Annotated in this window: 23 protein-coding genes; 9 read left to right on the plus strand and 14 right to left on the minus strand. The window is 41.4% G+C overall.

Translation table 11 applies throughout. The annotated features are described in order from the left end of the window. The first annotated feature begins 5 nt into the window (after positions 1-5). Positions 6-1,658, plus strand: a complete 1,653-nt coding sequence (locus R2S08_RS23860) for a 2-oxo acid dehydrogenase subunit E2 (protein WP_316837492.1) — start codon at positions 6-8, stop codon at positions 1,656-1,658. A gap of 83 nt (positions 1,659-1,741) precedes the next feature. Further along, complete coding sequence (gene hisS / locus R2S08_RS23865) at positions 1,742-3,124, plus strand: histidine--tRNA ligase (protein ID WP_316837539.1); 1,383 nt, start codon at positions 1,742-1,744, stop codon at positions 3,122-3,124. Positions 3,125-3,127: 3 nt separating this feature from the next. Here hisS and R2S08_RS23870 read toward each other — a convergent pair whose 3' ends face one another. Continuing rightward, positions 3,128-3,889 carry a dienelactone hydrolase family protein gene (locus tag R2S08_RS23870; RefSeq protein ID WP_316837493.1) on the minus strand — a complete coding sequence of 254 codons (762 nt, stop codon included), beginning with the start codon at positions 3,887-3,889 and terminating at the stop codon, positions 3,128-3,130. A gap of 114 nt (positions 3,890-4,003) precedes the next feature. On the opposite strand from R2S08_RS23870, the gene R2S08_RS23875 reads away from it, so the two are divergent. Then, a complete protein-coding gene (locus tag R2S08_RS23875) occupies positions 4,004-4,771 on the plus strand; it encodes a Ku protein (protein ID WP_316837494.1) in 768 nt (255 codons plus the stop codon). Here the strand turns inward: R2S08_RS23875 and R2S08_RS23880 are convergent. From R2S08_RS23880 to R2S08_RS23890, 3 genes are all read right to left on the minus strand, one after another. Continuing rightward, positions 4,768-5,163, minus strand: a complete 396-nt coding sequence (locus R2S08_RS23880; protein ID WP_108552941.1) for a response regulator transcription factor — start codon at positions 5,161-5,163, stop codon at positions 4,768-4,770. The genes R2S08_RS23875 and R2S08_RS23880 overlap by 4 nt on opposite strands. A 156-nt stretch (positions 5,164-5,319) precedes the next feature. Further along, positions 5,320-6,618 (minus strand): AarF/ABC1/UbiB kinase family protein, encoded by a 1,299-nt coding sequence (locus R2S08_RS23885; protein ID WP_316837495.1) that lies wholly within the window; start codon positions 6,616-6,618, stop codon positions 5,320-5,322. Positions 6,619-6,620: 2 nt separating this feature from the next. Further along, a complete protein-coding gene (locus R2S08_RS23890; protein WP_133783719.1) occupies positions 6,621-7,274 on the minus strand; it encodes a TetR family transcriptional regulator C-terminal domain-containing protein in 654 nt (217 codons plus the stop codon). Between the two features lie 201 nt (positions 7,275-7,475). Here R2S08_RS23890 and R2S08_RS23895 point away from each other — a divergent pair, with 201 nt between their 5' ends. The 3 genes from R2S08_RS23895 (at position 7,476) to R2S08_RS23905 (ending at position 11,613) form a co-directional block, all read left to right on the plus strand. Next, positions 7,476-7,808 carry a hypothetical protein gene (locus tag R2S08_RS23895; protein WP_316837496.1) on the plus strand — a complete coding sequence of 111 codons (333 nt, stop codon included), beginning with the start codon at positions 7,476-7,478 and terminating at the stop codon, positions 7,806-7,808. 355 nt (positions 7,809-8,163) lie between these two features. Continuing rightward, positions 8,164-10,485: a TonB-dependent receptor gene (locus R2S08_RS23900; protein ID WP_316837497.1), complete on the plus strand. Its 2,322-nt coding sequence runs from the start codon at positions 8,164-8,166 to the stop codon at positions 10,483-10,485. A 138-nt stretch (positions 10,486-10,623) separates the two neighbouring features. Next, on the plus strand, positions 10,624-11,613 hold the full coding sequence (locus R2S08_RS23905) for an alpha/beta hydrolase (protein WP_316837498.1): 990 nt from the start codon (positions 10,624-10,626) through the stop codon (positions 11,611-11,613). Here R2S08_RS23905 and R2S08_RS23910 read toward each other — a convergent pair. Continuing rightward, on the minus strand, positions 11,608-12,390 hold the full coding sequence (locus tag R2S08_RS23910) for a zinc-dependent peptidase (RefSeq protein ID WP_316837499.1): 783 nt from the start codon (positions 12,388-12,390) through the stop codon (positions 11,608-11,610). The two genes, R2S08_RS23905 and R2S08_RS23910, sit on opposite strands and share 6 nt — an antisense overlap. 1 nt (position 12,391) lies before the next feature. Further along, complete coding sequence (locus R2S08_RS23915) at positions 12,392-13,405, minus strand: Gfo/Idh/MocA family oxidoreductase (protein WP_316837500.1); 1,014 nt, start codon at positions 13,403-13,405, stop codon at positions 12,392-12,394. 80 nt (positions 13,406-13,485) lie between these two features. On the opposite strand from R2S08_RS23915, the gene R2S08_RS23920 reads away from it, so the two are divergent. Then, entirely contained in the window at positions 13,486-13,839 is a 354-nt protein-coding gene (locus R2S08_RS23920; protein ID WP_133783706.1) for a hypothetical protein, read from the plus strand. 82 nt (positions 13,840-13,921) lie between these two features. Here R2S08_RS23920 and R2S08_RS23925 read toward each other — a convergent pair whose 3' ends face one another. From R2S08_RS23925 to R2S08_RS23950, 6 genes are all read right to left on the minus strand, one after another. Then, on the minus strand, positions 13,922-14,602 hold the full coding sequence (locus R2S08_RS23925; RefSeq protein ID WP_316837540.1) for an OmpA family protein: 681 nt from the start codon (positions 14,600-14,602) through the stop codon (positions 13,922-13,924). A gap of 151 nt (positions 14,603-14,753) precedes the next feature. Further along, positions 14,754-15,449 (minus strand): ABC transporter ATP-binding protein, encoded by a 696-nt coding sequence (locus tag R2S08_RS23930; RefSeq protein WP_316837501.1) that lies wholly within the window; start codon positions 15,447-15,449, stop codon positions 14,754-14,756. After that, entirely contained in the window at positions 15,446-16,924 is a 1,479-nt protein-coding gene (locus R2S08_RS23935) for a DUF5687 family protein (RefSeq protein ID WP_316837502.1), read from the minus strand. The genes R2S08_RS23930 and R2S08_RS23935 overlap by 4 nt, the downstream gene beginning before the upstream one ends. Before the next feature lie 11 nt (positions 16,925-16,935). Beyond that, on the minus strand, positions 16,936-18,216 hold the full coding sequence (locus R2S08_RS23940; protein WP_316837503.1) for a replication-associated recombination protein A: 1,281 nt from the start codon (positions 18,214-18,216) through the stop codon (positions 16,936-16,938). Positions 18,217-18,252: 36 nt separating this feature from the next. Continuing rightward, positions 18,253-19,470, minus strand: a complete 1,218-nt coding sequence (locus R2S08_RS23945) for a DEAD/DEAH box helicase (protein WP_316837504.1) — start codon at positions 19,468-19,470, stop codon at positions 18,253-18,255. A 645-nt stretch (positions 19,471-20,115) separates the two neighbouring features. After that, entirely contained in the window at positions 20,116-20,898 is a 783-nt protein-coding gene (locus R2S08_RS23950) for a DUF4197 domain-containing protein (protein WP_316837505.1), read from the minus strand. Positions 20,899-21,104: 206 nt separating this feature from the next. Here R2S08_RS23950 and R2S08_RS23955 point away from each other — a divergent pair, with 206 nt between their 5' ends. Further along, the gene (locus R2S08_RS23955; protein ID WP_316837541.1) at positions 21,105-21,683 is read left to right on the plus strand and encodes a sigma-70 family RNA polymerase sigma factor; all 579 of its coding nucleotides are present in this window, start codon (positions 21,105-21,107) and stop codon (positions 21,681-21,683) included. Beyond that, on the plus strand, positions 21,676-22,524 hold the full coding sequence (locus R2S08_RS23960) for a hypothetical protein (RefSeq protein ID WP_316837506.1): 849 nt from the start codon (positions 21,676-21,678) through the stop codon (positions 22,522-22,524). The genes R2S08_RS23955 and R2S08_RS23960 overlap by 8 nt, the downstream gene beginning before the upstream one ends. Positions 22,525-22,587: 63 nt before the next feature. On the opposite strand, the gene R2S08_RS23965 is transcribed toward R2S08_RS23960, so the two are convergent. Together R2S08_RS23965 and R2S08_RS23970 are read right to left on the minus strand one after the other, a co-directional pair. Then, the gene (locus R2S08_RS23965; protein ID WP_316837507.1) at positions 22,588-23,598 is read right to left on the minus strand and encodes an inorganic phosphate transporter; all 1,011 of its coding nucleotides are present in this window, start codon (positions 23,596-23,598) and stop codon (positions 22,588-22,590) included. Positions 23,599-23,609: 11 nt separating this feature from the next. Next, the gene (locus tag R2S08_RS23970; protein WP_199076840.1) at positions 23,610-24,251 is read right to left on the minus strand and encodes a DUF47 domain-containing protein; all 642 of its coding nucleotides are present in this window, start codon (positions 24,249-24,251) and stop codon (positions 23,610-23,612) included. Positions 24,252-24,372 lie beyond the last annotated feature (121 nt).

Raw genomic sequence — 24,372 nt, forward strand, 5'->3', positions numbered from 1 at the left:
ATAGAATGGCTGAAATAGTTAGAATGCCCAAAATGAGTGATACCATGACCGAAGGGGTAATGGCAAAGTGGCATAAAAAAGTTGGAGATAAAGTTAAGAGCGGCGATGTAATGGCCGAAGTGGAAACCGATAAGGCGACCATGGATTTAGAATCCTACTGGGATGGAACTGTTCTGTACATTGGTGTAGAAGAGGGTAAAGCCGTTCCTGTAGACGCAGTTATCGCTGTGGTTGGTAAAGAAGGCGAAGACTATAAAGCTGCCCTGGAAGCAGAGGGTGCAGGTTCTCCTGCAGCGGCTCCAGCTGCAGAAGCTAAAACAGAGGAAACTCCTGCGGCACCTGCAGAAAATAAAGCTTCTTCAGGATTATCTGAAGCAGAGCTTGCCAAACAAGGTGTAACGGTTGTTCGTATGCCTTTACTGAGTGATACCATGACAGAAGGTGTTATCGCAGAATGGCATAAAAAAGTAGGTGATAAAGTAAAAGAAGATGATATTCTGGCTGATGTAGAAACCGATAAGGCGACTATGGAGGTGATGGGTTATGCTGAAGGTACGCTATTGCATATTGGTGTTGAAAAAGGCCAGGCCGCTAAAGTAAATGGTATTATCGCTATTGTTGGTCCTGAAGGAACGGACATCAGTGGTATTTTAAGTCAGGGTACTGCTCCGGCTGTAGCTGCAGATCAAAAATCTGATGCACCGGTAGCTGAAAAAGCGAATACAGCAGAGGCGTCGGCTGCTCCTGAAGCCGTAACAGCTGATGGAGGAAGAGTAAAAGCTTCTCCTTTAGCTAAAAGGATCGCTAAAGAAAAGGGTATTGACCTGTCACAAGTTGCAGGTAGTGCTGACGGCGGAAGGATCATTAAAAAAGATATTGAAAACTTTAAACCGGCTGCAGCATCAGCAAGTACAGCACCTTCTTCAGCTCCGGCTGCAGAGAAAGCTGCTCCTGTTATTCCTGCTTATGTTGGTGAAGTGAAATTCACGGAGAAACCGGTGTCGCAAATGCGTAAAGTAATTGCAAAACGTTTGGCAGAAAGCTTATTTACCGCTCCACATTTCTATTTGAATATTAGTATTGATATGGACAATGCAATAGCTGCACGTACCGCTATCAATACCGTTGCTCCAGTGAAGGTTTCTTTTAATGATATCATCATTAAAGCTGTTGCTGTTGCGTTAAAACAACATCCAGCAGTTAACTCTTCTTGGCTTGGAGATAAAATCCGCTTCAACGAGCATACCAATATTGGTGTAGCAATGGCTGTGGAAGATGGTTTACTGGTTCCTGTAGTTCGCTTTGCTGATGGTAAATCATTATCTCATATCTCTGCAGAAGTTAAGGAATACGGACAGAAAGCGAAAGCTAAAAAATTACAACCGGCAGATTGGGAAGGTTCTACTTTCACGGTTTCTAACCTGGGTATGTTTGGTATTGATGAATTTACATCAATCATCAACTCACCTGACGGTGCAATTTTATCTGTAGGGGCTATCCAACAAATTCCGGTTGTTAAAAACGGAGCCGTTGTACCGGGTAACGTAATGAAACTGAGCTTAGGTTGCGATCACCGTGTGGTTGATGGTGCAACAGGCGCTGCTTTCTTACAAACCCTTAAAGGATTATTGGAAGAGCCAATCAGGTTATTGGTTTAAACCGTAAATAAAATAGGAAGGTTGTCTGCCCATAAAGCAGACAACCTTTTTTTATGCCTGTTACTTTTTGTACTTTTGCGCCCATGTCAAACATCAAACCATCTTTAGCTAAAGGAACCCGGGACTTTTCTCCACTGGAAATGATTAAACGCAATCACATCTTCGATACGATTAAAAAAGTATTTAGGAAATACGGATATGCAGAGATCCAGACACCTTCTATGGAAAATCTGTCGACCCTGACAGGGAAATATGGAGATGAAGGAGATAAACTCATTTTTAAGATTTTAAACAGCGGTGATTTTCTTTCGAAGGTAAATCCTGATCTTTTGGCGGTAAAGAATTCGAATGCGGTGACTTCCTCTTTAAGTGAGAAAGCGCTGCGTTATGATCTTACTGTTCCTTTCGCACGCTATGTGGTGATGCACCAGAATGAAATTGCTTTACCTTTTAAACGTTTTCAAGTGCAACCGGTTTGGCGTGCAGACCGTCCGCAGAAGGGACGTTACAGGGAATTTTATCAATGTGATGTGGACGTGGTGGGATCAGAAAGCTTGCTTAATGAAGCGGAGTTTGTACTGATTTACCAGGAAGCCTTAAGCGATCTGGGATTGAAAGATTTTACCATTAAGATCAACAACCGTAAGATTCTCTCCGGTATTGCAGAGATTATCGGAAAGCCTGAATTGATTATTGATATGACAGTTGCCATCGATAAACTGGACAAGATTGGTTTCGAAGGGGTAACGAAAGAACTCATGGAGAGAGGCTTTACTACAGCGGATATTGATCAGCTGAAACCAGTCATTCTTCTGGAAGGTTCCAATAGCTCTAAACTTCAGACCTTGAAAACCGTTCTCGCGACTTCTGAGACAGGGTTAAAAGGAATAGAAGAGATAGAGGTAGTATTCGATTATGTGAAGGCACTTATCGGTAAATCTGGAAAACAACCGGATCTGGAACTGGATATTACCCTTGCGCGTGGATTAAACTATTATACAGGCTGTATTTTTGAAGTGAAAACCAACGAGGTGGCTATGGGAAGTATAGGCGGAGGCGGAAGATACGATGACTTAACCGGGATGTTTGGACTTAAAGGGCTTACTGGTGCAGGAATATCCTTTGGTGCAGATCGTATTTATGACGTGCTTGCTGAACTCAACCTTTTTCCAGACTCTGTAGTAACAGGGACTAAAGTATTGATCAGTAATTTTGATCAGGAAGCAGAAAGATATGCCTTGCCGGTTTTGCAAACTTTACGTGAAGCAGGGATTGCTGCAGAGCTGTACCCTTCCTCAGCAAAACTGAAAAAACAAATGAGTTATGCTGATGCAAAGAATATCCCCTTTGTGATTTTGATCGGAAGCGATGAAATGCAAAGCGGAGCACTGACTTTAAAAGATATGCACAGTGGTGAGCAGCAGAAACACACCGTGGAGGATATTATAAGCCGGCTGAAGGACTAAAAGCTATTTGGTCAATACTTCGTGAAGGAAATCCATGAAGTGTTGCCAGGAGCGTTTATCTGCAAGCTCGTTATAGGCCGCACCCTTCGCATTGTCATTTCCTGCACTTTTGTCTGTGAAGGCATGTACGGCATTGGAATAAAAGATCATTTGCCAATCGGCTTTTGCATCTCTCATTTCCTGCTGAAAGGCTTGTACCTGGGCTTGTGGCATAGAAGGGTCGTCTGCCCCATGACAGATCAATACTTTTGGTTTGATGGGGACAATTTCTCTTGAAGCATCTCTGGCTAGTCCACCATGAAAAGACACCACGCCTTTTACCGGTAGATTTGTTCTTGCTGCCTCCAGGGCTCCTGTTCCTCCGAAACAATAACCTATTACAACGATCTTGGCCGGGTCTGCACCGGTTTTCAACAATTCCTGCCAGGCCAGGCTGATCCTTTGACGGTATTCACCATAATTCTTTTTATAATAGGAAGATCTTTCTCCGGCTTCCTTACTGTCTTTGGGATAATTACCCTCTCCATAGATGTCTGCAATGAATGCATAATACCCGAGATTGGACAGTCGCTCGGCAACATTCTTTGAACTTTCGTCAATGCCTTTCCAGGCGGGTAGAATCAATACCCCACCTTTATTTTCTTTAACAGGTTTAATGGCCAGACCATGGAGCACTTGTTTGCCATCATTGTAGGTAACTGGTTTTAACTGGGCGAAGCTTGCTGTATTCATGAACAGGAAGATTAAAACGGGAGTGAGTTTCATATCCAGGCGTTTATCGTTCTACTAATTTAGGGATAAGATTTGATAAATTACCTGTTTCTGCCTGTAAAACAATTCTATAGCACTGTTGTTACCTAAAGGTTTAATGTGCAAATTATGAGAGCAATTTGGAAAGGATCCATTGGATTTGGCTTAGTTAATATTCCCGTGAGGCTTTTTTCTGCTGTACAGAACAGTCATCTCGATCTGGATATGCTGGACAGTAAAGATCATGCCCACATCAAATTTCAGCGAATCAATGAACGTACGCGTAAAGAGGTGCCTTACGATAAGATTGTGAAAGGATACCTGCTGAAAGATCAGTATGTGATTCTGGATGAACAGGATTTTGAAGATGCCAGCCCGGAGAAGACCAAAATGATTGAACTGGAGAATTTTGTCGATATAGAGGAAATCAATCCGATCTATTATGAAACATCCTATTATGCAGAGCCGGAAGCACAGGGGAAAAAGGCCTATGCATTGTTGTTGAAAGCACTGATCCAGTCAAAAAAGGCAGGAATAGCCAGATTTGTTTTAAGAAGTACTGAAAATTTATGCGTTATCCATCCACTCGATGAAATCATTGTGGTTACAAAGATCCGGTTCCAGGAAGAAATCCGAACTGCAGAGGAAATGAAGATCCCGCCTATCAATACGATTAATAAAAAAGAACTTGATGTTGGTCTGGCTTTAATTAAACAATATACCTCTGCTTTTGATATTAAGAATTTTAAAGATGAATACACCCAGGAGCTACTAAAAATCATTAAAGCAAAAGCTAAGGGGAAACGTGCCACAGTTAAAAAGCTGGAGCCTAAAGCCGCTACAAGCGATGATCTTTATGAACAGCTGATGCAGAGCCTGAATAAAAAGGGAGCTTAATTGTAGATTTTCCCTGCAAGAATTCCTTCAATCCTGTCCAGCAGATCGTCGATGTCGAATGGTTTGGCTAAAAAGCCATTAGGCTTATGTGTGCCATGCTGGATATTTTCTTCTGTATATCTCGCAGAAATCATTAACACAGGAATGTCCTTTGTCTTGTCGTCAGATCTTAATTCCTGAAGTAAAACCCGGCCGTCACCATCAGGAAGCATAATGTCCAGGATGATCAAATCTGGTTTAAATCCTTCGATATGTACAAGCATATCCGCACTTTTGTTTAGCCCTGTAACTTTATAGGCCTCACTTTGCAAAATAAGTGTAATCACATCCAAAATGGCATGATTATCTTCTATTACCAGAATATTTTTGTACAATTTAGATTCTTTTGCCAAGTTGTTTGCTCATTAGGGACATACAAATATACAATTGAAAATTAATGTTTAGGGGTTTTTGTAAATTAATAGACAAAAATTCAAGAATAGGAGCGTATTTATGACATAGGCGATATTTCTGCTGGAAAAACTATAAAAAATGTTTCAGCAGATTCTCTAAACATGAGGCTTATAGGTGTCTGTTTTAACGATTGCCTTTAATTCATGCAAAATGGTGTAGAGGCCAAAATTTGTCCGGTTGATATAAATAAAATGTTTGACCCCTCTGGCTTGTTTAAACTCCGGCATTTTTGAAATCTTTTCTCCATAGTGGTACAACTGTTCAAAAAAATCCGGTTGGCTGAAATCAAATGTTTTACTGCGGTAAGGCCTGGCGAAAAGCTCGATCATTTCCTTATAGGCCGTATAATAAAATTCGACCTGAGCATCAGAATCCTTATCGTGTATCATGTCCAATTCTCTGAAGGCTTTTATTGTCCTGGTTTTGTCTGTGGTCACGTCATCAGAGATCAGGGAGAAAAAGGGCTTGTAAAAATCGTCTGGAATTTCCTTGATACAGCCAAAGTCTATTACACCTAGTTTTTCGTCGGGCGTAATTAAAAAATTACCTGGATGAGGATCTGCATGAACGGCACGAAGTTCATGTTGCTGGAAATTATAGAAATCCCAGAGGGCTTGTCCAATTTTGTTTCTAAGTTCAGCACTTGGGTTTGTCTTTAGAAATTCACGAAGGTGCAGACCTTCAATCCAATCCATAGTGATGATTCTTTTTCCCGATAATTCAGGATAGTAATCTGGGAAAACAATATTCTTGAGGTCTTTACAGGCCCTGGAAAACTGAAGAGAACGTTTGATCTCGAGTTCATAATCCGTTTCTTCCAGTAAACGTTCTTCTACTTCTTTTATATAGATGTTGAGGTCTTTCTCGTCCATGCCCAGGAGGCGAAAGGCAAATGGTTTCACCAGTTTAAGATCAGAAGAAATGCTGTCGCCAACACCGGGATACTGGATCTTGACCGCAAGTTTTTTTCCATTTAATGCGGCTTCATGCACCTGTCCTATAGAGGCGGCATTACTGGAAACAAGGTTGAACCGGTCATAGATCTGTTCTGGCGTTTTGCCGAAATTCTTCGAAAAAGTCCTCACAATGAGCGGGCCCGAAAGTGGGGGTGCATTGTATTGAGACTGCGTGAATTTATCTATATAGGATTTTGGCAGCATGTTTTTGTCCATGCTGAGCATCTGTGCAATTTTTAAAGCACTTCCTTTAAGTTCACTTAAGGAATTATAGATGTCTGTTGCATTGTCTTCATTAAGCTCCTCCCGGCTAAGACCAGGGTTGAACAGTTTTTTGGAGTAATGTTTAATATAATTACCGCCAATCTGGATGCCTGTTTTCACAAACTTCGCCGATCGTTCTGTTTTGGAGGTTGGAATGGTTTTCTGTTCCCGCATGCTTAGAACCTCATCTTTTCTTTGAAATTTCCGTTCCGGGATAAAAATTTTCCGTATTCAAACAGGTTGTCGAGAGGGGAACGTTGAAAGAGATCAAATGTTACGTTAATTCCTTTCTCAATAGCCTCGTCGGTCTTTTCAAAACCGGCGGAATCATCATTTACCCAGAAATTTACAATAAAGGCAAACTGAATCCAAAGCGCATCTTTATAACGTTTGCTCAGGAATTTTCTATCGGCCAGTTCTCCGGAATCTAAGCCTTCATTGATGATATTCTCTGCGAAATTTTCAAAAATTGGTTTGGTGCCAGAGAGTACTTCAGGTGTTGAAAATCTATTTCCAGACTGTTTCAAACTATAAATAATGAAACTCCTGTGCTTTTTCAGTACCTCAATATAACTATAGAAAAAAGAAAGCAATTTATCCCGGGAAGAGTATTGTGACCAGATTTCCTGTTGCTCTATGGTATCAATGGTTTCCACAGTTAATTCTACCCAGGCTGTTTTTTCTATGCTTTCAAATGAAGCATAGAATTCATAAAATTCAGACTCACTGATTTTAAGTTTCTTCACAAAACTGTATACCGATTTGGGCTTCTCATCGTGCGTAAGCACATAATCCATATAGGCGTTTTTAATTTGCTGAGCTGTTGCCATGTTGATTCTTTTACTTGATATAACGTAAAATTGCGTATTATGGTTTGTTTATCTATGGATTACAGGGGTTTATGCATCATCCTATTGTAATAAAAACGACTTCTGCAAGTTAGGATTGATCTTTATCGTCGTCATATCAAGGCAATGTTACTTTGAGGAATAGATTTAATCATAAGGATTGATTACTTTTGTTTCAGGAAATTGAGAAAGCAGCGTCAACATATCAACAGAATTCTATCAGTCCTGATGCTGATGGTGTTTTCTATTGCCCTGACACCCTGGAGTGCTTTGCATGATCATGAAGATGAAGTCCATCTTACCCAGGAAAAGAATTGTACCCATAAGCTGCACATCAGCAGTCATTCTGAAACCTGCTTAATTTGTGCTGCACATTTTGAAAAGGACTTTGTGGCTACCACCAGTCATTTTCAGGTGTTTTTGACCTTAAAGTCTTTATCAAAAACAGACCCCTTAATCAGTAGTTCTTATACTGAACTTATAGATTCTTCCCTTCGCGGACCTCCTGTAGCTTAAATTTTTCATGTTATGAATGGAAATTATGTATTCACATGTTTCCTGTATTTATGGCTTGAAAGGAGCTTGTTATTTCCATGTTCGATGGGAACAAACCTGCATAAACTAAATTTAGAACACACAATAGGAGCCTTCATATTTTATGTCTGCTTTGTGGTTAGGAAATTATCTGATGGAACATCATGTGCTGCACTACGTCAAATCTAACGACGCAGGATCAGGGAACATATGATCGCTTCATCACCATTAAAATTAAATTATATACTGATGAAACCATCATAAGCATACCGCTTACAAACAGCAATGAATATGCTTATGATAGCTTCATAACAATTAAAAATTAAATTATATACTGATGAAAAAGATACAACTCTTGTTAGCTGTACTATTATATACACTGTTTACTACGGCGGCTTTTGCCGTGGAACTTACACAATTCCAGGGAAAAGTAATCGACGCAGATACCAAACAGCCACTTCCCGGAGCAATGATTACGATTCCTGATCTGCGCGTCTCTGCAGTGACCAATGAATCGGGAGCCTTTATTCTTAAAAATATCCCTGCACACGGTCATTTTCTGATCCAGATCCGTTATGTCGGATATCAAACCATTACGCAAACCATAGACTTTGGAAATGCAGGTGCCACCGAGTTTCGGTTGAAACCCAGCGTGATCGAAGGAAAGGAAGTGGTCATTACCGGATCAGCCAACAGCTCTGACAATAAAAAGAACAGTACAACTATCTCTTCTGTAAGTAAGGCAGATCTTTTATATCATCCTTCTACTAACCTGATTGATGCCATTTCCAGGACACCAGGTGTATCTCAGATCACCACCGGGCCAGGTATATCCAAACCCGTTATCCGCGGGTTAAGTTATAACCGTGTCGTTACCTTGAGCGATGGTGTAAAACAACAGGGACAACAATGGGGGGATGAGCATGGAATAGAGATTGATCAGTATAGCGCAGATCGGGTAGAGGTGCTAAAAGGACCGGCGAGTTTAATGTACGGCTCTGATGCTTTAGGTGGTGTGATCAATATCCTGGATGCCCTTCCTGCGCCGGAGGGAACATTAAAAGGAGAATTTCTATCTAATTATGCGACAAACAACGGACTTACTGGTAGCTCTTTAATGCTTCAGGGTAACGAGAATGGGTTTGTGTACAGGGCAAGAGGCTCTTATAAAAATGCTTATTCTTATAAAACGCCAACGGAATATGTACCCAATTCAGGTTACAACGAAACCAACTTTGAAGGGCAGATCGGCCTGAATAAAAAATGGGGATATGCCCATCTGGATGCTTCCAGCTTCCGGACCAATATTGGTTTCTATGATCCGGTAAGAAATGATGCAGGACAATTGGTCGATGAAGACGGGAATCCTTTTACAGATGCCCAGAATAAAGACAGAGCGCTGGCTTACCCTAAGCAGGATGTGCGTCATTATAAAATAGCGCTGAACAGTAATCTTCTTTTAGGCGACGGGAGCTTAAAAGCTACCTTAGGTTATCAGCATAACCTGCGCAGAGAGCTTGGTGCGCCAAACGAGGGTCCTTCTTTATTTCTGAACAGTTATACCTACAGCTACGACCTGAAATACTCCTTTAAAGAATTTAATGGCTGGGCACCTGTTGCCGGTATTTCGGGAGAGTTTATGCACAGCATAAATACGACTGGACTGGAACAACTGGTTCCTGATTTTGACAGCCAGGCTTTTGGAGGTTTTGTCTTCATCAAAAAAACCTGGGACAATGATACCTTTAATGCGGGAGCAAGATTTGACTACAGGAAGATGACAGGCAAGGAGTTTCACAGCGATGAAACAGACTTTAATGCCTTTACCAATAAATTCTCACATGTGACCGGAGCATTGGGCTATACCCATGAATTTAATGATGCTTTTAGTTTTAAAGCGAATGCAGGAAGTGCTTTTAGGGCCCCTAATATAGCTGAACTTTCTTCCAATGGTGTTCACGAAGGGGTATTCCGATATGAGGTTGGAAATCCGAATCTGAAGCCAGAGCAAAGTTTCCAGTTTGATGCTTCATTCGATTATGAGAACCAGTACTTAAATGCAAGCCTGGGTGGTTTTGCGAATTATATCAACAATTATATTTATTACAATACCAACGGGCAGACAAAAACAGTAGAGGGCAGAGAATATCCAGTATATGATTTTGTACAGGATAATGCTTTTCTTAGAGGTATAGAAGCTTCTTTAACACTGCATCCGGTGCATTATATCCATTTTGACAACAGTTTTTCTTACACCCGTGCCACCAACCGTACGACAAAAGGATCTTTGCCTTTTATTCCGGCGGCTACTTTGCGTAATGAACTCCGGTTTGAGCCCAATATTGCAGGAACTTCTCATTCGTATATTTCTGTTGGAATAGATAATTTCTTCAAACAAACTAAAATAGACAGCTTTGAAACCCCGACATCTGGTTATACTTTGTTGAATGCCTCTGTGGGAACCACTTTAAAGTTGAGCAAAAACCAGGAGATTACCTTGTATGTGGCAGGTAAGAACTTGTTGGATAAAGCTTATTATGACCACCTGAGCCGTTTTAAGCCGGGTAGATTGAGTGACGAAGATCCAACACTTGGTATTTATAACCAGGGGCGCAACATTACCTTTGGGGTAAATATCCCTTTTACATTGAAAAAGTAAATCTTAAAAAGGCCGTTTCGAAAGAGGCGGCCTTTTTGATTATGTCTTATTTTTGTGGGACTGGAATGCAAATTCTAAAAAAATTCTATATTTAGAACTTTCGCTATCTGCGATTTGTTTTCAGTAAAAACCACTACCATGCCGAAAAAAATATACCTTTTTATCCTGATCATTTTTGCTTCTTATACCGGCGTATCTGCCCAGAAAACCGATACACTCTCCATTACCCTTGAAAATGTTAAATATGCCTACCCGGTAAAATACTTTGGCGTCCAAACAGAAGGACAGGATTTGAGAATGGCCTATATGGATATTGTTCCACAGCAGAGGGCGAACGGCAGGACTGTTGTGCTTTTTCACGGCAAGAACTTCGGCGGCTATTATTGGACAAATGTCATCAAGGCACTAACAGATCGGGGCTTCCGGGTGATTGTTCCGGATCAGATTGGCTTTGGGAAGTCTTCAAAACCTTTTATTCACTATAGTTTTCACCAGATGGCACGATGGAATAAAATGCTTTTAGATAGCCTGGGTATTCAGAAAGCAAGTATTCTGGGCCATTCTATGGGCGGGATGCTGGCCACCAGGTACGCCTTGCTTTATCCCCAGAACGTAGAAAAGCTTCTGTTGGAAAATCCGATTGGCCTGGAGGATTACAGGGAATTCATTCCTTATGTAAATACAGAAGAGCAGTATAAAACAGAACTAAAAGCTACAGCAGAATCTGTCCGGAAATATTACCAGACATCCTATTTTACCCTTTGGAAACCGGAGTATGAAGAACTGGTGCGGATAGCCGCAGGGGTGGGTTATAGTACTGATTTTCCCCGCTGGGCTAAGGTTGCCGCAATGACTTTTACCATGATCTATGAACAGCCGGTTGTCTATGAGTTCCCTTATCTAAAAGTTCCTACAGTATTGTTTATCGGGAAAGAAGATAAAACCATCGTAGGCAAAGGCCTGCTTAGCCCGGAACAGCAAGTCCTTCATGGACAATACAAGGTATTGGGTAAGCAAACTGCAGCTAAGATCCCGGGGGCAAAACTGATAGAATTTGAAGCCTGTGGGCACATTCCTCACCTGGAAGTACCTACAGAATTCCTGATTGCCCTGTTGGGCAGCTTATAAGTCCTTTTCAATTGCAGGTTGCTGGGAGAACATTTCAGAAAGAATCTGATAGAGCTCAGGGTGCCTGCTTTTAAATTTATCTGGCTTCTCAAAGAAATACTCTGATACAACAGCTAAAAATTCAGCCTCATTGGTGATTGCATAAGGATTGATGTCGGATTTTCCAGCTTCAATTCTGTGCATTTCCTGATGGACCATCTTTAACCATGGAATGGTATATTCATGTTTCAGCAGATTTTCAGGTACGCCATCTGTTGCCCCATCAGACTTATCCAGCAGGTGGACAAATTCGTGAATCCCTGTATTTTCATCTCCGGCATCGGCCGAGAAACCAGCACGTAAAGCCGATCTGGATAAAACCATCTGGCCATTCATGTAGCCCGTACCCACCATGCCGAGTATATTTCTTGCCCCGCCTTCAAACTCGAAGTCTTTGTTAAAGGTATCCGGGTACAGAACCACATTGGTCAGGTTCCGGTATTGCCATCCGTCAAATCCAAAGATTGGGATGACTGCACTTGATGCAATAAGGAGGCGATCCAGAGCCGTAATATCAACGCCAATCCCTTCCACTTTAATCCGGTTTAGAAAGTCTCCGATTTTGGTTTCAAATTTGAGCTTGTGCTTGGCATCCAGATGCTGGTAAAATGCTACGTGTTCCTGTAAAATTGTTTTCTCTTCCGGGCTTAAGGAAGCGGGTGCTTTGGCTGGTTTTTTTCTTAAGATCAGGTATATAACCAAGCCCGCTATGGGGATTAATATCCAAATTGAACTCATCTTAAGACTCTAGTATAGTGATTTGGGTAAGAATTTGACTTTCTTCAACAGGATAAGGCTTTCCTTTGGTGAGCGCATCATAAACCGCTTCAAACAAAGGGAGATAATTGCCCTTTTCCGATGGAATATAAACTTGTTCTTTTTGTCCTTCTGCATTCAGGACGGTCAATAGAGCTTCTTTACCTTTTTCTTCAGCACCATAAGTTTCTTCTGTAGGTTTAATTCCTTTCAGTAGTTGTTCTTCCTGCACATCAGCCCGGTATTTGATTAAACTGCCTTTTGTGCCATGTATCACAAAGGCTGGCTGAATATCTGTAACGAGCATATTGGCATGTACAAAAACGTTTACACTGTCCGGATAGCTCAGGTGTATACTGAAAAAATCATCTACCTGTGTGTTTACACGGTTTTTTCCCAGAACTTTATGAAAATGGAGTGGTTTTCCAAAGATACTGATCACCTGATCGAGCAGATGCGGACCAAGATCATATTGCAGCCCGCTTGCCGCAATAGGTTCCTCTTTAAATGTTTTTGGTCCAATGGAAGCACGGTAACGATCAAAACGGAAATGAACTTCGCTTAATTTCCCTAAAGTACCTTCCTCCAGAACTTTTTTTATGGCGATGAAATCACTATCCCATCTTCTGTTCTGGTAAACAAAAACCTTTTTATCCACTGATCTGGCGAGGTCAAATAACTCCTGGGCTTCAGCTGCAGTGGCCGCAAAGGGCTTCTCCACTAAAATATGTTTTCCTTTTTGCAGGGCTTTCTTTGCAAAATCAAAATGGGTAAAGTTAGGGGTATTGATCACAACAAGCTCTATCTGTTGGTCATCAAGAAGATCATCAATCGTAGTATAACTGATCACTCCAGGATAATCGGTTGTTGCTTGTTTCTGATGTCTTTCGGTAACTGCATACAGCTTAAATCCAGGATGTGCATCTATAAACGGAGCATGAAATACTTTTCCCGACATTCCATAGGCCAGCAGGCCGGTTGTAATTACTCTTTCCATTTTATAAAAGTAATAAATCCACACACCATTGCTTCAATATTAATGTCATAAACAAAGCCGATAACTGTATCTTTGCCTTTATGAAGCCAGCAGAAATACATGCAAAGTGGAAAGTCCTTCAGCAGAAAATAGCGAAGGAGTTTGATTCCGATACTCCGGATCTTAAAGTTATTTTATTCCTGATTGGCGTGCAGGAACTTGGAAAAGGACCTGGTAAATACAGTAAAAGGCAAAAAGAAGAATTAATGCACATCGCAACCTGTCGTTTGTTGAGCGAAATGGGGTTTTATGAACTGGAGGGATTAGACCAGGATGGCTGGCCACACTGGAAACTGATCAAGCCTATTCCTTCTTATGCTATGATGGAGCAGGAATTACTGCTTAAATCACTGGCCATTTTTTACTTTGAGGATATCTATAACGAAGAGGTGTAAAACCGGAAATTTAGTTAAATAAAAAACCCGAAGTACATGGTACGACGGGTTTTTTGATTTTACATAGGTAGATGTAAATTCTTTATTTTCCTTGTGCTTTTGCTTCTTGTTTAAGCTGATCATTTGCAACAATAACAATCTCTACACGACGGTTAGCTGCTCTTCCTGCATCTGTTGAATTGTCAGCAATCGGCTCAGAAAAACCTTTTCCTACAGTGATCAATCTGGAAGAAGGTACACCCTGTGCAACTGCATAAGCTTTAACTGCTGCAGCTCTTCTCTCAGATAGGCTCATATTATAAGCTTCTGTTCCTTTATTATCTGTATGACCAATTACTTTAATGTCGGTTCCGGGATACTGGTTTAAAGAAGCCGCCAGCGTTTTGATGTTTTCTTTAGCCGGATCTTTTAAATTGGAACTGTCAAAATCAAATAAGATTCCACTGTCAAATTTTACAATGATACCTTCTCCTTCGCGGATAACTTCAGCACTAGGGATCGCATTTTGGATCTCTGCCGCTTGCTTATCCATCCTCTTCCCAATAAAACCACCTGCAGTACCACCTACAGCGGCACCAATTAGCGCACCTACAGCTGTGTTACCTGCTTTTTTACCAATGATGGCACCAAGCACACCACCGGCTGCAGCACCAATACCTGCACCTTTTTGTGTTTTTGTTAAGCTGTCACAACCTTGAAAAGCCATTGCGCTCATGGCTAGGGCGATGCTGAATGTTGCTACTTTGAATTTTGAAGTCGTCATCATTTGATTTTAATTTACTGACTGTGCTGAATCAAACGGAGTGCCAATAATCCCAATTGAAATAATTAACGTAATTTTCTTGTTATTTTTCCGGTTCTTAGTGGGATGATGCGCTTTTGCCTAGCTGGGGTGACCAAAATTCAGTACAGAGCTATTCAGAAAAATAGGCTTCTAATTCGTTTAGTGTGTTTTCATCAGTACGGAGATCTTTAATAATAAGGCCTTTTTCCATTAAAATGATCCTGTCACAAACATCAGTAACATGATTTAAATCATGGCTGGAAATTAAGGTCGTTACGTTGTGGCCTTTCTGTAGGTTTCTGATCAACATTTTCAACCGGATCTGTGTGGTTGGATCCAGATTGGCAAAAGGTTCATCGAGTATCAGGAGTTCAGGATCCTGCATGATTGCTGCGGCAATGCCGATTTTGTTTTGATTCCCTTTAGAAAAATCCCGGATGTATTTCCCGCTGGCTAAAATTTCTCCGTTAAAAAATTCTTCATACCGCTTCAGGTAGTCATGTACATGAGCAGCGGTTTTATGGTGCAGGCTTCCAATGAAGACGAAATATTCCTCAGGTGTTAAATAATCAATCAGGAAACCTTCGTCAAGATAGGACGCCGTATAGTTTTTCCATTGATCTAGTTTGGAAACATCGGCTTCCTTAGATAGAATTTCTCCGAAATCTGGTTTAATCAGATCAAGTAGCATTCTAAACAGGGTTGTTTTTCCTGCACCATTATTTCCAACCAAACCAATTGTTTCTCCCGAACCAAACTCCAGGCTTTCTATGTTAACGACAGTACGTCCGGCGTAAACCTTCTTTAAGTTTTTTATTTCTATCATGAGCGTTCTCTAAAGCCCTCGGCTATTTGATATTTTCTTTTGTTAAATTCTTTGACTAAGAAATCTACCCAAAAAGTCCGGGAAAATAAACCCGCCAATCCAAAAATAGCCACACCTGAGAGTCCGAGGTACGGATTGAAGAAATAGGATAGGGGAATATAGATCACAAAAGGAAGCAGAAAAACCGGGAGGCTCATCAGCATAGAAGAAGCTCCAACACCTTGCCAGTTGAAACTGGATCCTTTACTTAGGTCAATATATTTGTAGTTCCTGGTCGCAAAATACAGCACCAGCACAGACGCGATGCCGATGCTATAAAAATAAGCTGTAAACTGTACCAATAGTATTTTCCAGCTGATGAGTCCATATAGACTGATGATCAGTGTGAGTACCGTAGAAGAAATGCTGAACAACAGGAATTTTGATTTTATAAAATTCTTAATGCTGGTTTTACTGGCCATTAGTCCGTCAAATTCCGCGCTTTGCCAGCCAAACATAAATTGACCGTAAAGCAGGATCATATTACCTGTCATGAAAGTCGCTGCAAACAATATCATTCCAAATTCATCTTTATTGATCAGCTCCTTTTTATAAAAAAGAAAGCCATAAAGAATAAAAAGAAGGCCTTTCGATGCGGTTGATTTAGAGCGTTTATTTCTTAAGATCAGTTTGATCTCCAATGCGGCCAGAGTGCCGGCTTCACCAAATTTATTGAGAAATGGGTAATCTGTTGCTGATTTCTTTTTCTCACCCCTGGATAGTCCTTCTATATAGAGGTTGTTTTTTAAGTAAGAGGCATTGATCCGAAACATTACGAAGGCAAGTATGGGAAAGATAGTTCCAATTGCAGGATGTGTGGCAAGCTGTGCAAATACCCGGTTGGACAAGTCCGATATGGAGAACACTTTTAGATATTCCAGCGTGCCAAAGCTGAGCAAAAGGAACAAGCCCGAAAAAACAAATATCGTGCTTGCAGTGGATAGCCTTTTGACATATAATGCCAGATAATTGTTAAAGATCGTTAAAGAAAAGATGGAGAGCATAAATAACAGTTCCGTAAGCACACCATTGGTATCATGGATATAGGTTGCGCAAAAGGGGAAAAAGAGAAATACCGGAAGGATATTAAAGGCAGAAAAAAGGGCCCGGACATTTAAAAATGTGACCAGTTTATTCTTTGGTATATTCAGATGCAGGTAAGGAACGATAGATAAGGTGGGAAGTTCCTGCAATTGCAGACGCATTAAGAATTCAATGGCAAAATAGTAAAGGATAGCCCCATTGAATACAGATGCAATATCTTTTCCTGGGAAGAACTTTCTAATCAGTTCTTCAAAAGCCAGTCCTGCGATTAGCGCGCAGGCTAAAATGTAGAGGATCAGGATCCCCATGACAATTTGAAGGGCAATACTGCCACCTTTGCCCCTGGATCTCCAGAAACCTAACCATTGATGATTTAAAAATGTGAAGAGCATTTAGCTACAAATTAATAATTATACTTGTTTTTCCAGTTCTGTTTTAATTTTTCCCGGAGTTTATCTTCTGCCGGGTTTTTGCCTGGATCATAGAGTTTGGTGCCACTGATTTGTTCAGGCAAATACTCCTGTTCAGAAAAATTCCCTTCATAGCCATGGGAATATTTATAATCTTTACCATAGCCGATATTTTTCATGAGCTTGGTTGGTGCATTTCTGATGTGGAGGGGAACAGGTAAATTACCGGTTTGTTTCACCAGCATTTGCGCTTTGTTGATGGCCTCATAAGATGCATTGCTCTTTGCAGAAGAAGCCATATAGGTTACTGCCTGTGAAAGAATAATCCTGGCTTCCGGATAGCCAATCACATTTACCGCCTGGAAACAATTGTTGGCCAGGAGTAGGGCATTTGGATTGGCATTGCCTATATCTTCCGAAGCTAAAATAAGCAGTCTTCTGGCAATGAATAAAGGATCTTCGCCTCCCTCAATCATTCTGGCCAGCCAGTAAACCGCGGCGTTAGGGTCGCTGCCTCGTATAGATTTGATAAAAGCAGAAATAATATCATAATGCTGTTCACCCGCTTTATCGTACAAAGCCAGATTTTGCTGGGCATGTGCCAGTACATTTTCATTGGTGAGCACAATTTTATTTCCGCCAATTCCATTGATGGCAATCTCCAGTACATTGAGCAATTTTCTGGCATCGCCGCCGGAAAGCCGGATCAGTGCTTCATGATCCTTTATGGTGATTTTTTTGTCTTTTAATACAACGTCTTGTTTGATCGCGGTATGCAGCAAACCGGAAAGTTCAGATTCGTCCAAAGATTTCAGGATATAGACCTGGCATCTGGAAAGTAAGGCGGAGATGACTTCAAATGATGGATTTTCAGTGGTCGCACCAATTAAGGTGACTAGTCCTCTTTCTACTGCACCAAGCAGACTGTCCTGCTGGGATTTGCTGAACCGGTGGATCTCATCAATAAACAGAATGGGTAAGCCCATGAGGCTGTCTTTTAATAAGGCTGCGCGGTCAATCACATCGCGGATATCTTTGACACCGGAATTGATGGCGCTCAGGTTGAAAAAAGGACGGTCCAGGGTCTGCGAAATGATATAGGCCAGCGTGGTTTTCCCAACACCCGGCGGCCCCCAGAAGATCATGGAAGGAAGTTGTCCGCTTTGAATGGCTTTACGCAAGACAGCGTCGGGACCTACCAGATGCTTCTGCCCTACGTATTCGTCCAGATTTTGAGGACGCATACGTTCAGCTAAAGGAGGAAGATTTTGCATATAGGTAAAGATAAGAAAATGGATGAAAAAGAAGGATTACGCTTTCTTCTTATGCCAAACCTTCTTTTTCCTGGAATTGTTTGTATTGTTTTTTCTTGGTGCTTCAGGTTTATGAACAGCTTCTATTGCTGCAATATCTTCTGGAAGTGGTATCACGTCAATTTTGCGTTCAATCAGCTTTTCAATACTGTCTAATTTGCGTTTATCTTTTGCGTTGACCAGCGTTATAGCTGTTCCCTTGGTTGCAGCTCTGGCTGTACGTCCAATGCGGTGTACATAGTCTTCTGCGTCGTGAGGGACATCAAAATTAACAACGAGGTCAATACCTTCCACATCAATTCCCCTGCTCAATACATCTGTTCCGATCAGGATGGGAAGCTGTTTGTTTTTAAAGGTAAGTAAAATACTTTCACGTTCTTTCTGTCCCAGATCGGAGTGAAAAGCTTCTGCTTTTAAACCTAAACCGCGAAACACTTTACCTAAATTCTTTACTTTTTCTTTGGTAGAAGCGAAAACAATAATGCTTTTGTAATCATCTGTTTTCAATATTCCGGTGAGTAATGGAACTTTTTGCGCATCGTGTACGTGGTAGATCTGCTGCGAAATTCCTTCAGCAGGTTTTGAGATAGCCAGGCTGATCTGTTCAGGCTGGTCCAGTAATGTTGCAGCCAGTTTTCTGATCTTGGGAGGCATTGTGGCGGAGAAGAGTACAGTTTGTCTCTTCGTTGGTAAATAGCTCACAATTTTCATGATGTCATCATAAAAACCCATATCCAGCATGCGGTCTGCTTCATCCAGGACCAGATGTTGCAACTGGTCCAGTTTTAGCACTCCTGAAGAAAGATGCGAGATCAGTCTTCCTGGGGTAGCAATAATGATGTCTACGCCTTCCCGCATAGAGCGTTTTTGCTGCTCGTAGGCTATACCGTCACCGCCGCCATATACGGTCAGTGAGCTGATATTGGTAAAGTAAGAGAGCGCTTCTACCTGAAGGTCTATTTGTTGTGCCAGCTCCCGGGTTGGCGCTAAAATCAAGGTGTTATTGTGACGATTTTCCGTTGCACTGATCATGTTCATAATCGGCAAAAGATAAGCCCCGGTTTTACCGGTTCCGGTCTGTGCGCAGGCAATTAAATCTTTTTTAGCCGAAATAAGAGGAATAGCCTGTTGTTGAACAGGTGTGGCATTGCGAAACCCCATTGCCAGTAACCCTTCTAATAATTCGGGGTTAAAATTAAAGTCTTTAAAATCCAATCTACTTTATATTGTTACTAATGTATTCTATAAAAGTAGGTTAAAAAAACAGAAAAGAGTAAGCTTTGGTGAAAATGGGGTGAATTGTTCGGAAAATTCTGTACAGCTGCTTCAAGACTAACGATATCAGGCGGGCTGAAGGAGCCCGCAGATCTCTGAGGTCTTTCCGCAGCGTACGAGAATTTTCCTTAGCAAATTGCAGAGGAGGGTGGTGACCGGGTATGGCGCATAGACTAGGTATGGCGCATAAACTAGGTATGGTGCAGAGCGGGTTATGGATGAGGGCTGGATTATACCTGGCTTTGTATTCGTTGTTCGATGATCCGGCCTTTTAGCGCAGATTGTCCGGTAAAAGTACCTGTTTGCCTAAGTTACGGCGCAGAAGCGGCGGAGAAGTGACGAATCAAGACGAAGCCAGGACCTGTCTAGCTCTAAAAAAGCCAGGTATAAGGAATAAACATTAGGTCTTTTCAAGACTAAACGATTTCCATAACATTGTCTGCACCCTCCCCGGACTCGCCCCCCAGCTAAGCGCCCAGAAAAATCAATGTTACTCAGAGAACACCTCAGAGGGCCTTGCCACCAGAGCGCAGCGCGGCAAGGACTTCAGTGTTCGAAGAGTACATTTATTTTTATAAAGCTTACTTATTTATTTTTATCTGCATAACCAAACACCTTCTGCAACAGAGAAGTTGATCTGGATGCCGTATTGCCACGAATCTTTAACTCTTCCTGAGCCACCTGGATAAACATCCCATCGATTGCCTTTTGGGTTGCATAATCAGATAAATCTGCATTCACCGGTTTAACCAATGGAAGTTTATTGTATTGTCCTGCGGCATCTGTCCAGTATTTTGTGGCACCAACTTTATTTAAGCTGGCGGAGATCACCGGCTTGAATTTCTCCATGAGCTGAGCAGTAGTTGCCTTTTTGAAATACTGAGTTGCGGCATCGCTGCTGCCCAGCAGAATATTGGTTGCATCGGCTACCGTCATTTGTTTAATCGCGGCCAGGAAGATGGGTTTTGCTTCTTTGGCGGCATCCTCTGCAGCACGGTTTAGACTTAAAACCACATTGTCGGCAAGGGAACCTAAACCAATAGTCCTTAAAGTTTTTTCTACTTTCTGGGCCTCTGGTGGAAACAGGATCTTAACCGCCATATTACCAAAGAAACCATCTTTAGCCGAAAGCTTATCTGCTCCGGCGGCAATGCCTATTTCCAGGGCTTGTTTTATGCCCTGGCCAATTTCAAGTGTAGAAGGGGTTCCAGTTGAAGCACTTGAACTGCTTGTTTTGGTAGTTGTCGACTTCGTTTGTTTTGACGAAATACTCTTTAGAATACTGCCAAGTTTAGATTGTGCCTCAACCTGTAAAGAACTTAATAGAACTAAACCCGTAGCGGCCATATAAATGCTGATCTTTTTCATGTTTATTTTTTTTGAAGATAGCAAATCTTCGGCCATCGTTAAAAAGAGTTTGATCTGATTTTATGCCGTCTGTAGGATAGGGTCTTATGGACATCTTGTAAGGTTTTAAATGGAAAAGGTGTAGAGGAAATGCCCGATTGCGGGGGTAATACTGGATAAGTCGGAAAATATTTTTATACTTGATTAGATTTTTCCGCAGCAGATCATTGAAATTTATAAAGAACCAGCATAAGATAAACGAGAAGAACGACACCGAACTGATTTTGCAATACAAATCAAGCGGTGATCTGGAGGTATTGGGCGCATTGTATAATCGTTACATGCATCTGGTTTTTGGGGTGTGCCTTAATTATCTGAAAGATGAAGAACAGAGCAAAGATGCTGTGATGCAAATCTTCGAAGAACTGGTGGTGAAACTCCGGATCCATGAAGTCCAGAATTTTAAAAGCTGGTTGCATGTGCTGGCCAGAAACTATTGTCTGATGGCGATTCGGAAATCATCCAAAAACAATACGGTCTCTCTGGAAGAAACATTTGTGGAAAACAGTGAGTTTGTGCATCTTGATATCGACGATACAAAAGAACAGCAACTTACCGTAATGGAAAAGTGCATGGAGACCCTTCCCGACGAGCAACGAATTAGTGTGGATTTGTTTTATCTGCAGGAAAAGTGCTATAAAGAAGTGGCCGAAATAACCGGATATGAAATGCTTAAAGTGAAAAGCTATATTCAGAACGGTAAACGGAATTTGAAAATTTGTATGGAGAAGAACAGCAGTGAATAAGGATTGGTTAGATATAGATGTTTTAGAAGATTACCTGGATGGTAAACTTGATGCCAGGTCAATGCACATGGTGGAAAAACATGCCCTGGAAGATCCTTTTGTGGCGGAGGCTTTGGCTGGTTTAAGTGCATCACCCAAACGGTCACTTCAATCCATTTCTTTGCTTCAGAAGCAATTACAGGATAGGGTGTCTGCTCAGGCCACCCATAAAAAGAAATCTGTAGTCACCTGGCAGCGCTTAAGTATTGCTGCAACTGCAGCTGTAATGTTTATTTCTGTGAGCATTGTGTTCTGGATGAAAAATAATGCGGCCAGGGAACAGATGGCGAAGCAACAGCCGAAAAAGGTGGATGTGGTGATTGCACCAAAAGAAAGTCAGGTAGCGGCAGCACCTACTGCTGCGGCATCTGTTAAAGCAGATAAAGAGATGGATAAAGCCATTGCAGCAGCGAAAACAAATGCATATGCAGCTGTTGCAGATACAAAGAAAGAGAAAAGAGAGGAAATGGCTCCGATGGCGAGAAAGATGGTTGCGCCTGTACCAGCAGCTGCTATGGTCGCAAGAAGTAAGATGGCCGAGGCGGCTCCTCAGCCAAAGGAGGGATATGAAAGCTACAGGACTTATCTGGAAAAGAATAAAAGATTAATCCGTAACGAGGAAAATCCTTTTGTACTTCTGACTTTTACAGTGGACCAGAACGGTAAAACGAGTGCATTCAAAATATTAAGTCATTCTGCACAAAATTATGTGGAGGAGGCCATCAGGCTTGTTAAAGAAGGACCAGACTGGGTATTGCCGGATCGGGGCACTAATGAGGTGACCCTTCAAATAGAATTCTAACAAAAAAGCAACCCAATGGGTTGCTTTTTTTATGATCGATAAAGCCATAAGGCCTCAAACAGATTAAAACAAAAGATGTATTACGGCATACACCAGACCGGCAAGAACTGCTGAAACGGGAATGGTTAGTATCCATGCCCAAAGCAAACGAACCGTAACCCCCCAGCGTACTGCTGAAACCCTTTTTAATAAACCCACCCCAACAATTGAACCTGTAATGGTATGTGTAGTAGATACAGGAATACCGAAGTGCTCGGTAATTCCGAGAGTTACTGCACCGGCAGCCTCTGCGGCAACACCTTCAAAAGCGGTTACTTTCGTAATCTTGGAACCCATGGTCTTTACGATTTTCCATCCGCCGCTCATGGTGCCCAATGCAATAGCTGCATAACATGAAATCGGGATCCACTCTGGCATGACATCTCCTGTGTGCAGTACGTTCGCGGCCACCATCGCTACGTAGATAATACCCATTACTTTCTGGGCATCATTACCACCATGTGTAAAACTTAATGCTGCAGAAGAGATCAGCTGAAGTCTTTTGAACCACTTTTCTGCAACAGACGGCCGGGCATGTTTGGAAATGTGCAGGATAATGATGGAAATGATCACAGAGATCATCATACCAATAACCGGTGCCAGAACGATGAAGGCAATCACTTTAAAGATCGGTGCAAAGTTAATTGCAGCCAGGGCATCGTGCCCCAGAGTCATTGCTTTCGCCATACCTGCTCCTGCAAAACCTCCAATTAAAGTATGGGAAGAACTGGAAGGTATACCAAACCACCAGGTAAACAGGTTCCATACAATGGCGGCTACCAGTCCTGCAAAGATCACTTCCAGGGTAATATAATTTTCTACAACCGTTTTGGCGATTGTATTGGCTACTTTATGGTCTGTAAAATAAAAGTAGGCTGCGAAATTGAATAAAGCCGCCCAAAGCACAGCCTGAAAAGGAGAAAGTACTTTGGTGGATACAATTGTCGCAATAGAATTCGCTGCATCATGAAAGCCATTGATATAATCGAATCCAATAGCCAAAATAATTACAACGACCAGTAAGGTTGTTACCATTTTTTGAAGTTTTAAGCGTTCTTTACCAAAATAGATTCCAACACATTCGCTGCATCTTCACATTTATCAGTTGCAAGTTCTAAAGTTTGCAGAACTTCTTTTTGTTTAATTAATTCAATAGCGTTAGTTTCAAATTCAAATAGACGGGCAATAGCCAGATTGCAAACATAATCTGCCTGGTTTTCACCACTATTGATCCTTACACAAGCATCAGCAATTACACGGATGTTTTTGAAGCTTCTCAATTCTTTGATTGCTTTTTCAAGATCGGTGCACATTTCCACCAGCAATTCTGCAAGTTTGATCATAGAATCACCAATTTTGGTAATGTTATACAATTCAATGTTTGTTGCTGAAGCATGGATGTAATCTGCAATATCGTCTACTGCACTTGCCAGAGAGTGGATGTCTTCCCTGTCAAATGGGGTAATGAAGTTCTTGCTCAATTCCAGGAATATAGAATGGGTAATGTCATCCCCAACATGCTCCAGACGCTCAACTTCTTTAATATGCTCTTTTCTTTTTTCCAGATCAGTGGTGCTTAAAGCAAGTAATAAGGCTTCAGAGATCTTTAAAACGTTGCTTCCTGCTTGTTCAAATAGGGGCTGAAATTTTTTGTCTTTAGGCGTAAAGAACTTAAAAATATTATTCATCTGTATGTTTTAGTTTCTTTTATTCGTCAAATGGAGGTGCAGGCCTTTAATATCTTTAAGCATACGCCCTGTCTATTTTAACTACAAAATATTTTACAAAAGTAGGATTGCAATGTTAAGT

It is taken from the genome of Pedobacter nutrimenti, assembly GCF_032678445.1.
Classification (GTDB): domain Bacteria; phylum Bacteroidota; class Bacteroidia; order Sphingobacteriales; family Sphingobacteriaceae; genus Pedobacter; species Pedobacter nutrimenti_A.

What these genes read in the sequence shown, in the direction of transcription:
- R2S08_RS23860 (WP_316837492.1), top strand. Translation starts at nt 6, where the DNA reads ATGGCTGAAATAGTTAGAATGCCCAAAATGAGTGATACCATGACCGAA.
- hisS (WP_316837539.1), top strand. Translation starts at nt 1,742, where the DNA reads ATGTCAAACATCAAACCATCTTTAGCTAAAGGAACCCGGGACTTTTCT.
- R2S08_RS23870 (WP_316837493.1), bottom strand. Translation starts at nt 3,889, where the DNA reads ATGAAACTCACTCCCGTTTTAATCTTCCTGTTCATGAATACAGCAAGC.
- R2S08_RS23875 (WP_316837494.1), top strand. Translation starts at nt 4,004, where the DNA reads ATGAGAGCAATTTGGAAAGGATCCATTGGATTTGGCTTAGTTAATATT.
- R2S08_RS23885 (WP_316837495.1), bottom strand. Translation starts at nt 6,618, where the DNA reads ATGCGGGAACAGAAAACCATTCCAACCTCCAAAACAGAACGATCGGCG.
- R2S08_RS23890 (WP_133783719.1), bottom strand. Translation starts at nt 7,274, where the DNA reads ATGGCAACAGCTCAGCAAATTAAAAACGCCTATATGGATTATGTGCTT.
- R2S08_RS23900 (WP_316837497.1), top strand. Translation starts at nt 8,164, where the DNA reads ATGAAAAAGATACAACTCTTGTTAGCTGTACTATTATATACACTGTTT.
- R2S08_RS23905 (WP_316837498.1), top strand. Translation starts at nt 10,624, where the DNA reads ATGCCGAAAAAAATATACCTTTTTATCCTGATCATTTTTGCTTCTTAT.
- R2S08_RS23910 (WP_316837499.1), bottom strand. Translation starts at nt 12,390, where the DNA reads ATGAGTTCAATTTGGATATTAATCCCCATAGCGGGCTTGGTTATATAC.
- R2S08_RS23915 (WP_316837500.1), bottom strand. Translation starts at nt 13,405, where the DNA reads ATGGAAAGAGTAATTACAACCGGCCTGCTGGCCTATGGAATGTCGGGA.
- R2S08_RS23920 (WP_133783706.1), top strand. Translation starts at nt 13,486, where the DNA reads ATGAAGCCAGCAGAAATACATGCAAAGTGGAAAGTCCTTCAGCAGAAA.
- R2S08_RS23925 (WP_316837540.1), bottom strand. Translation starts at nt 14,602, where the DNA reads ATGACGACTTCAAAATTCAAAGTAGCAACATTCAGCATCGCCCTAGCC.
- R2S08_RS23930 (WP_316837501.1), bottom strand. Translation starts at nt 15,449, where the DNA reads ATGATAGAAATAAAAAACTTAAAGAAGGTTTACGCCGGACGTACTGTC.
- R2S08_RS23935 (WP_316837502.1), bottom strand. Translation starts at nt 16,924, where the DNA reads ATGCTCTTCACATTTTTAAATCATCAATGGTTAGGTTTCTGGAGATCC.
- R2S08_RS23940 (WP_316837503.1), bottom strand. Translation starts at nt 18,216, where the DNA reads ATGCAAAATCTTCCTCCTTTAGCTGAACGTATGCGTCCTCAAAATCTG.
- R2S08_RS23950 (WP_316837505.1), bottom strand. Translation starts at nt 20,898, where the DNA reads ATGAAAAAGATCAGCATTTATATGGCCGCTACGGGTTTAGTTCTATTA.
- R2S08_RS23965 (WP_316837507.1), bottom strand. Translation starts at nt 23,598, where the DNA reads ATGGTAACAACCTTACTGGTCGTTGTAATTATTTTGGCTATTGGATTC.
- R2S08_RS23970 (WP_199076840.1), bottom strand. Translation starts at nt 24,251, where the DNA reads ATGAATAATATTTTTAAGTTCTTTACGCCTAAAGACAAAAAATTTCAG.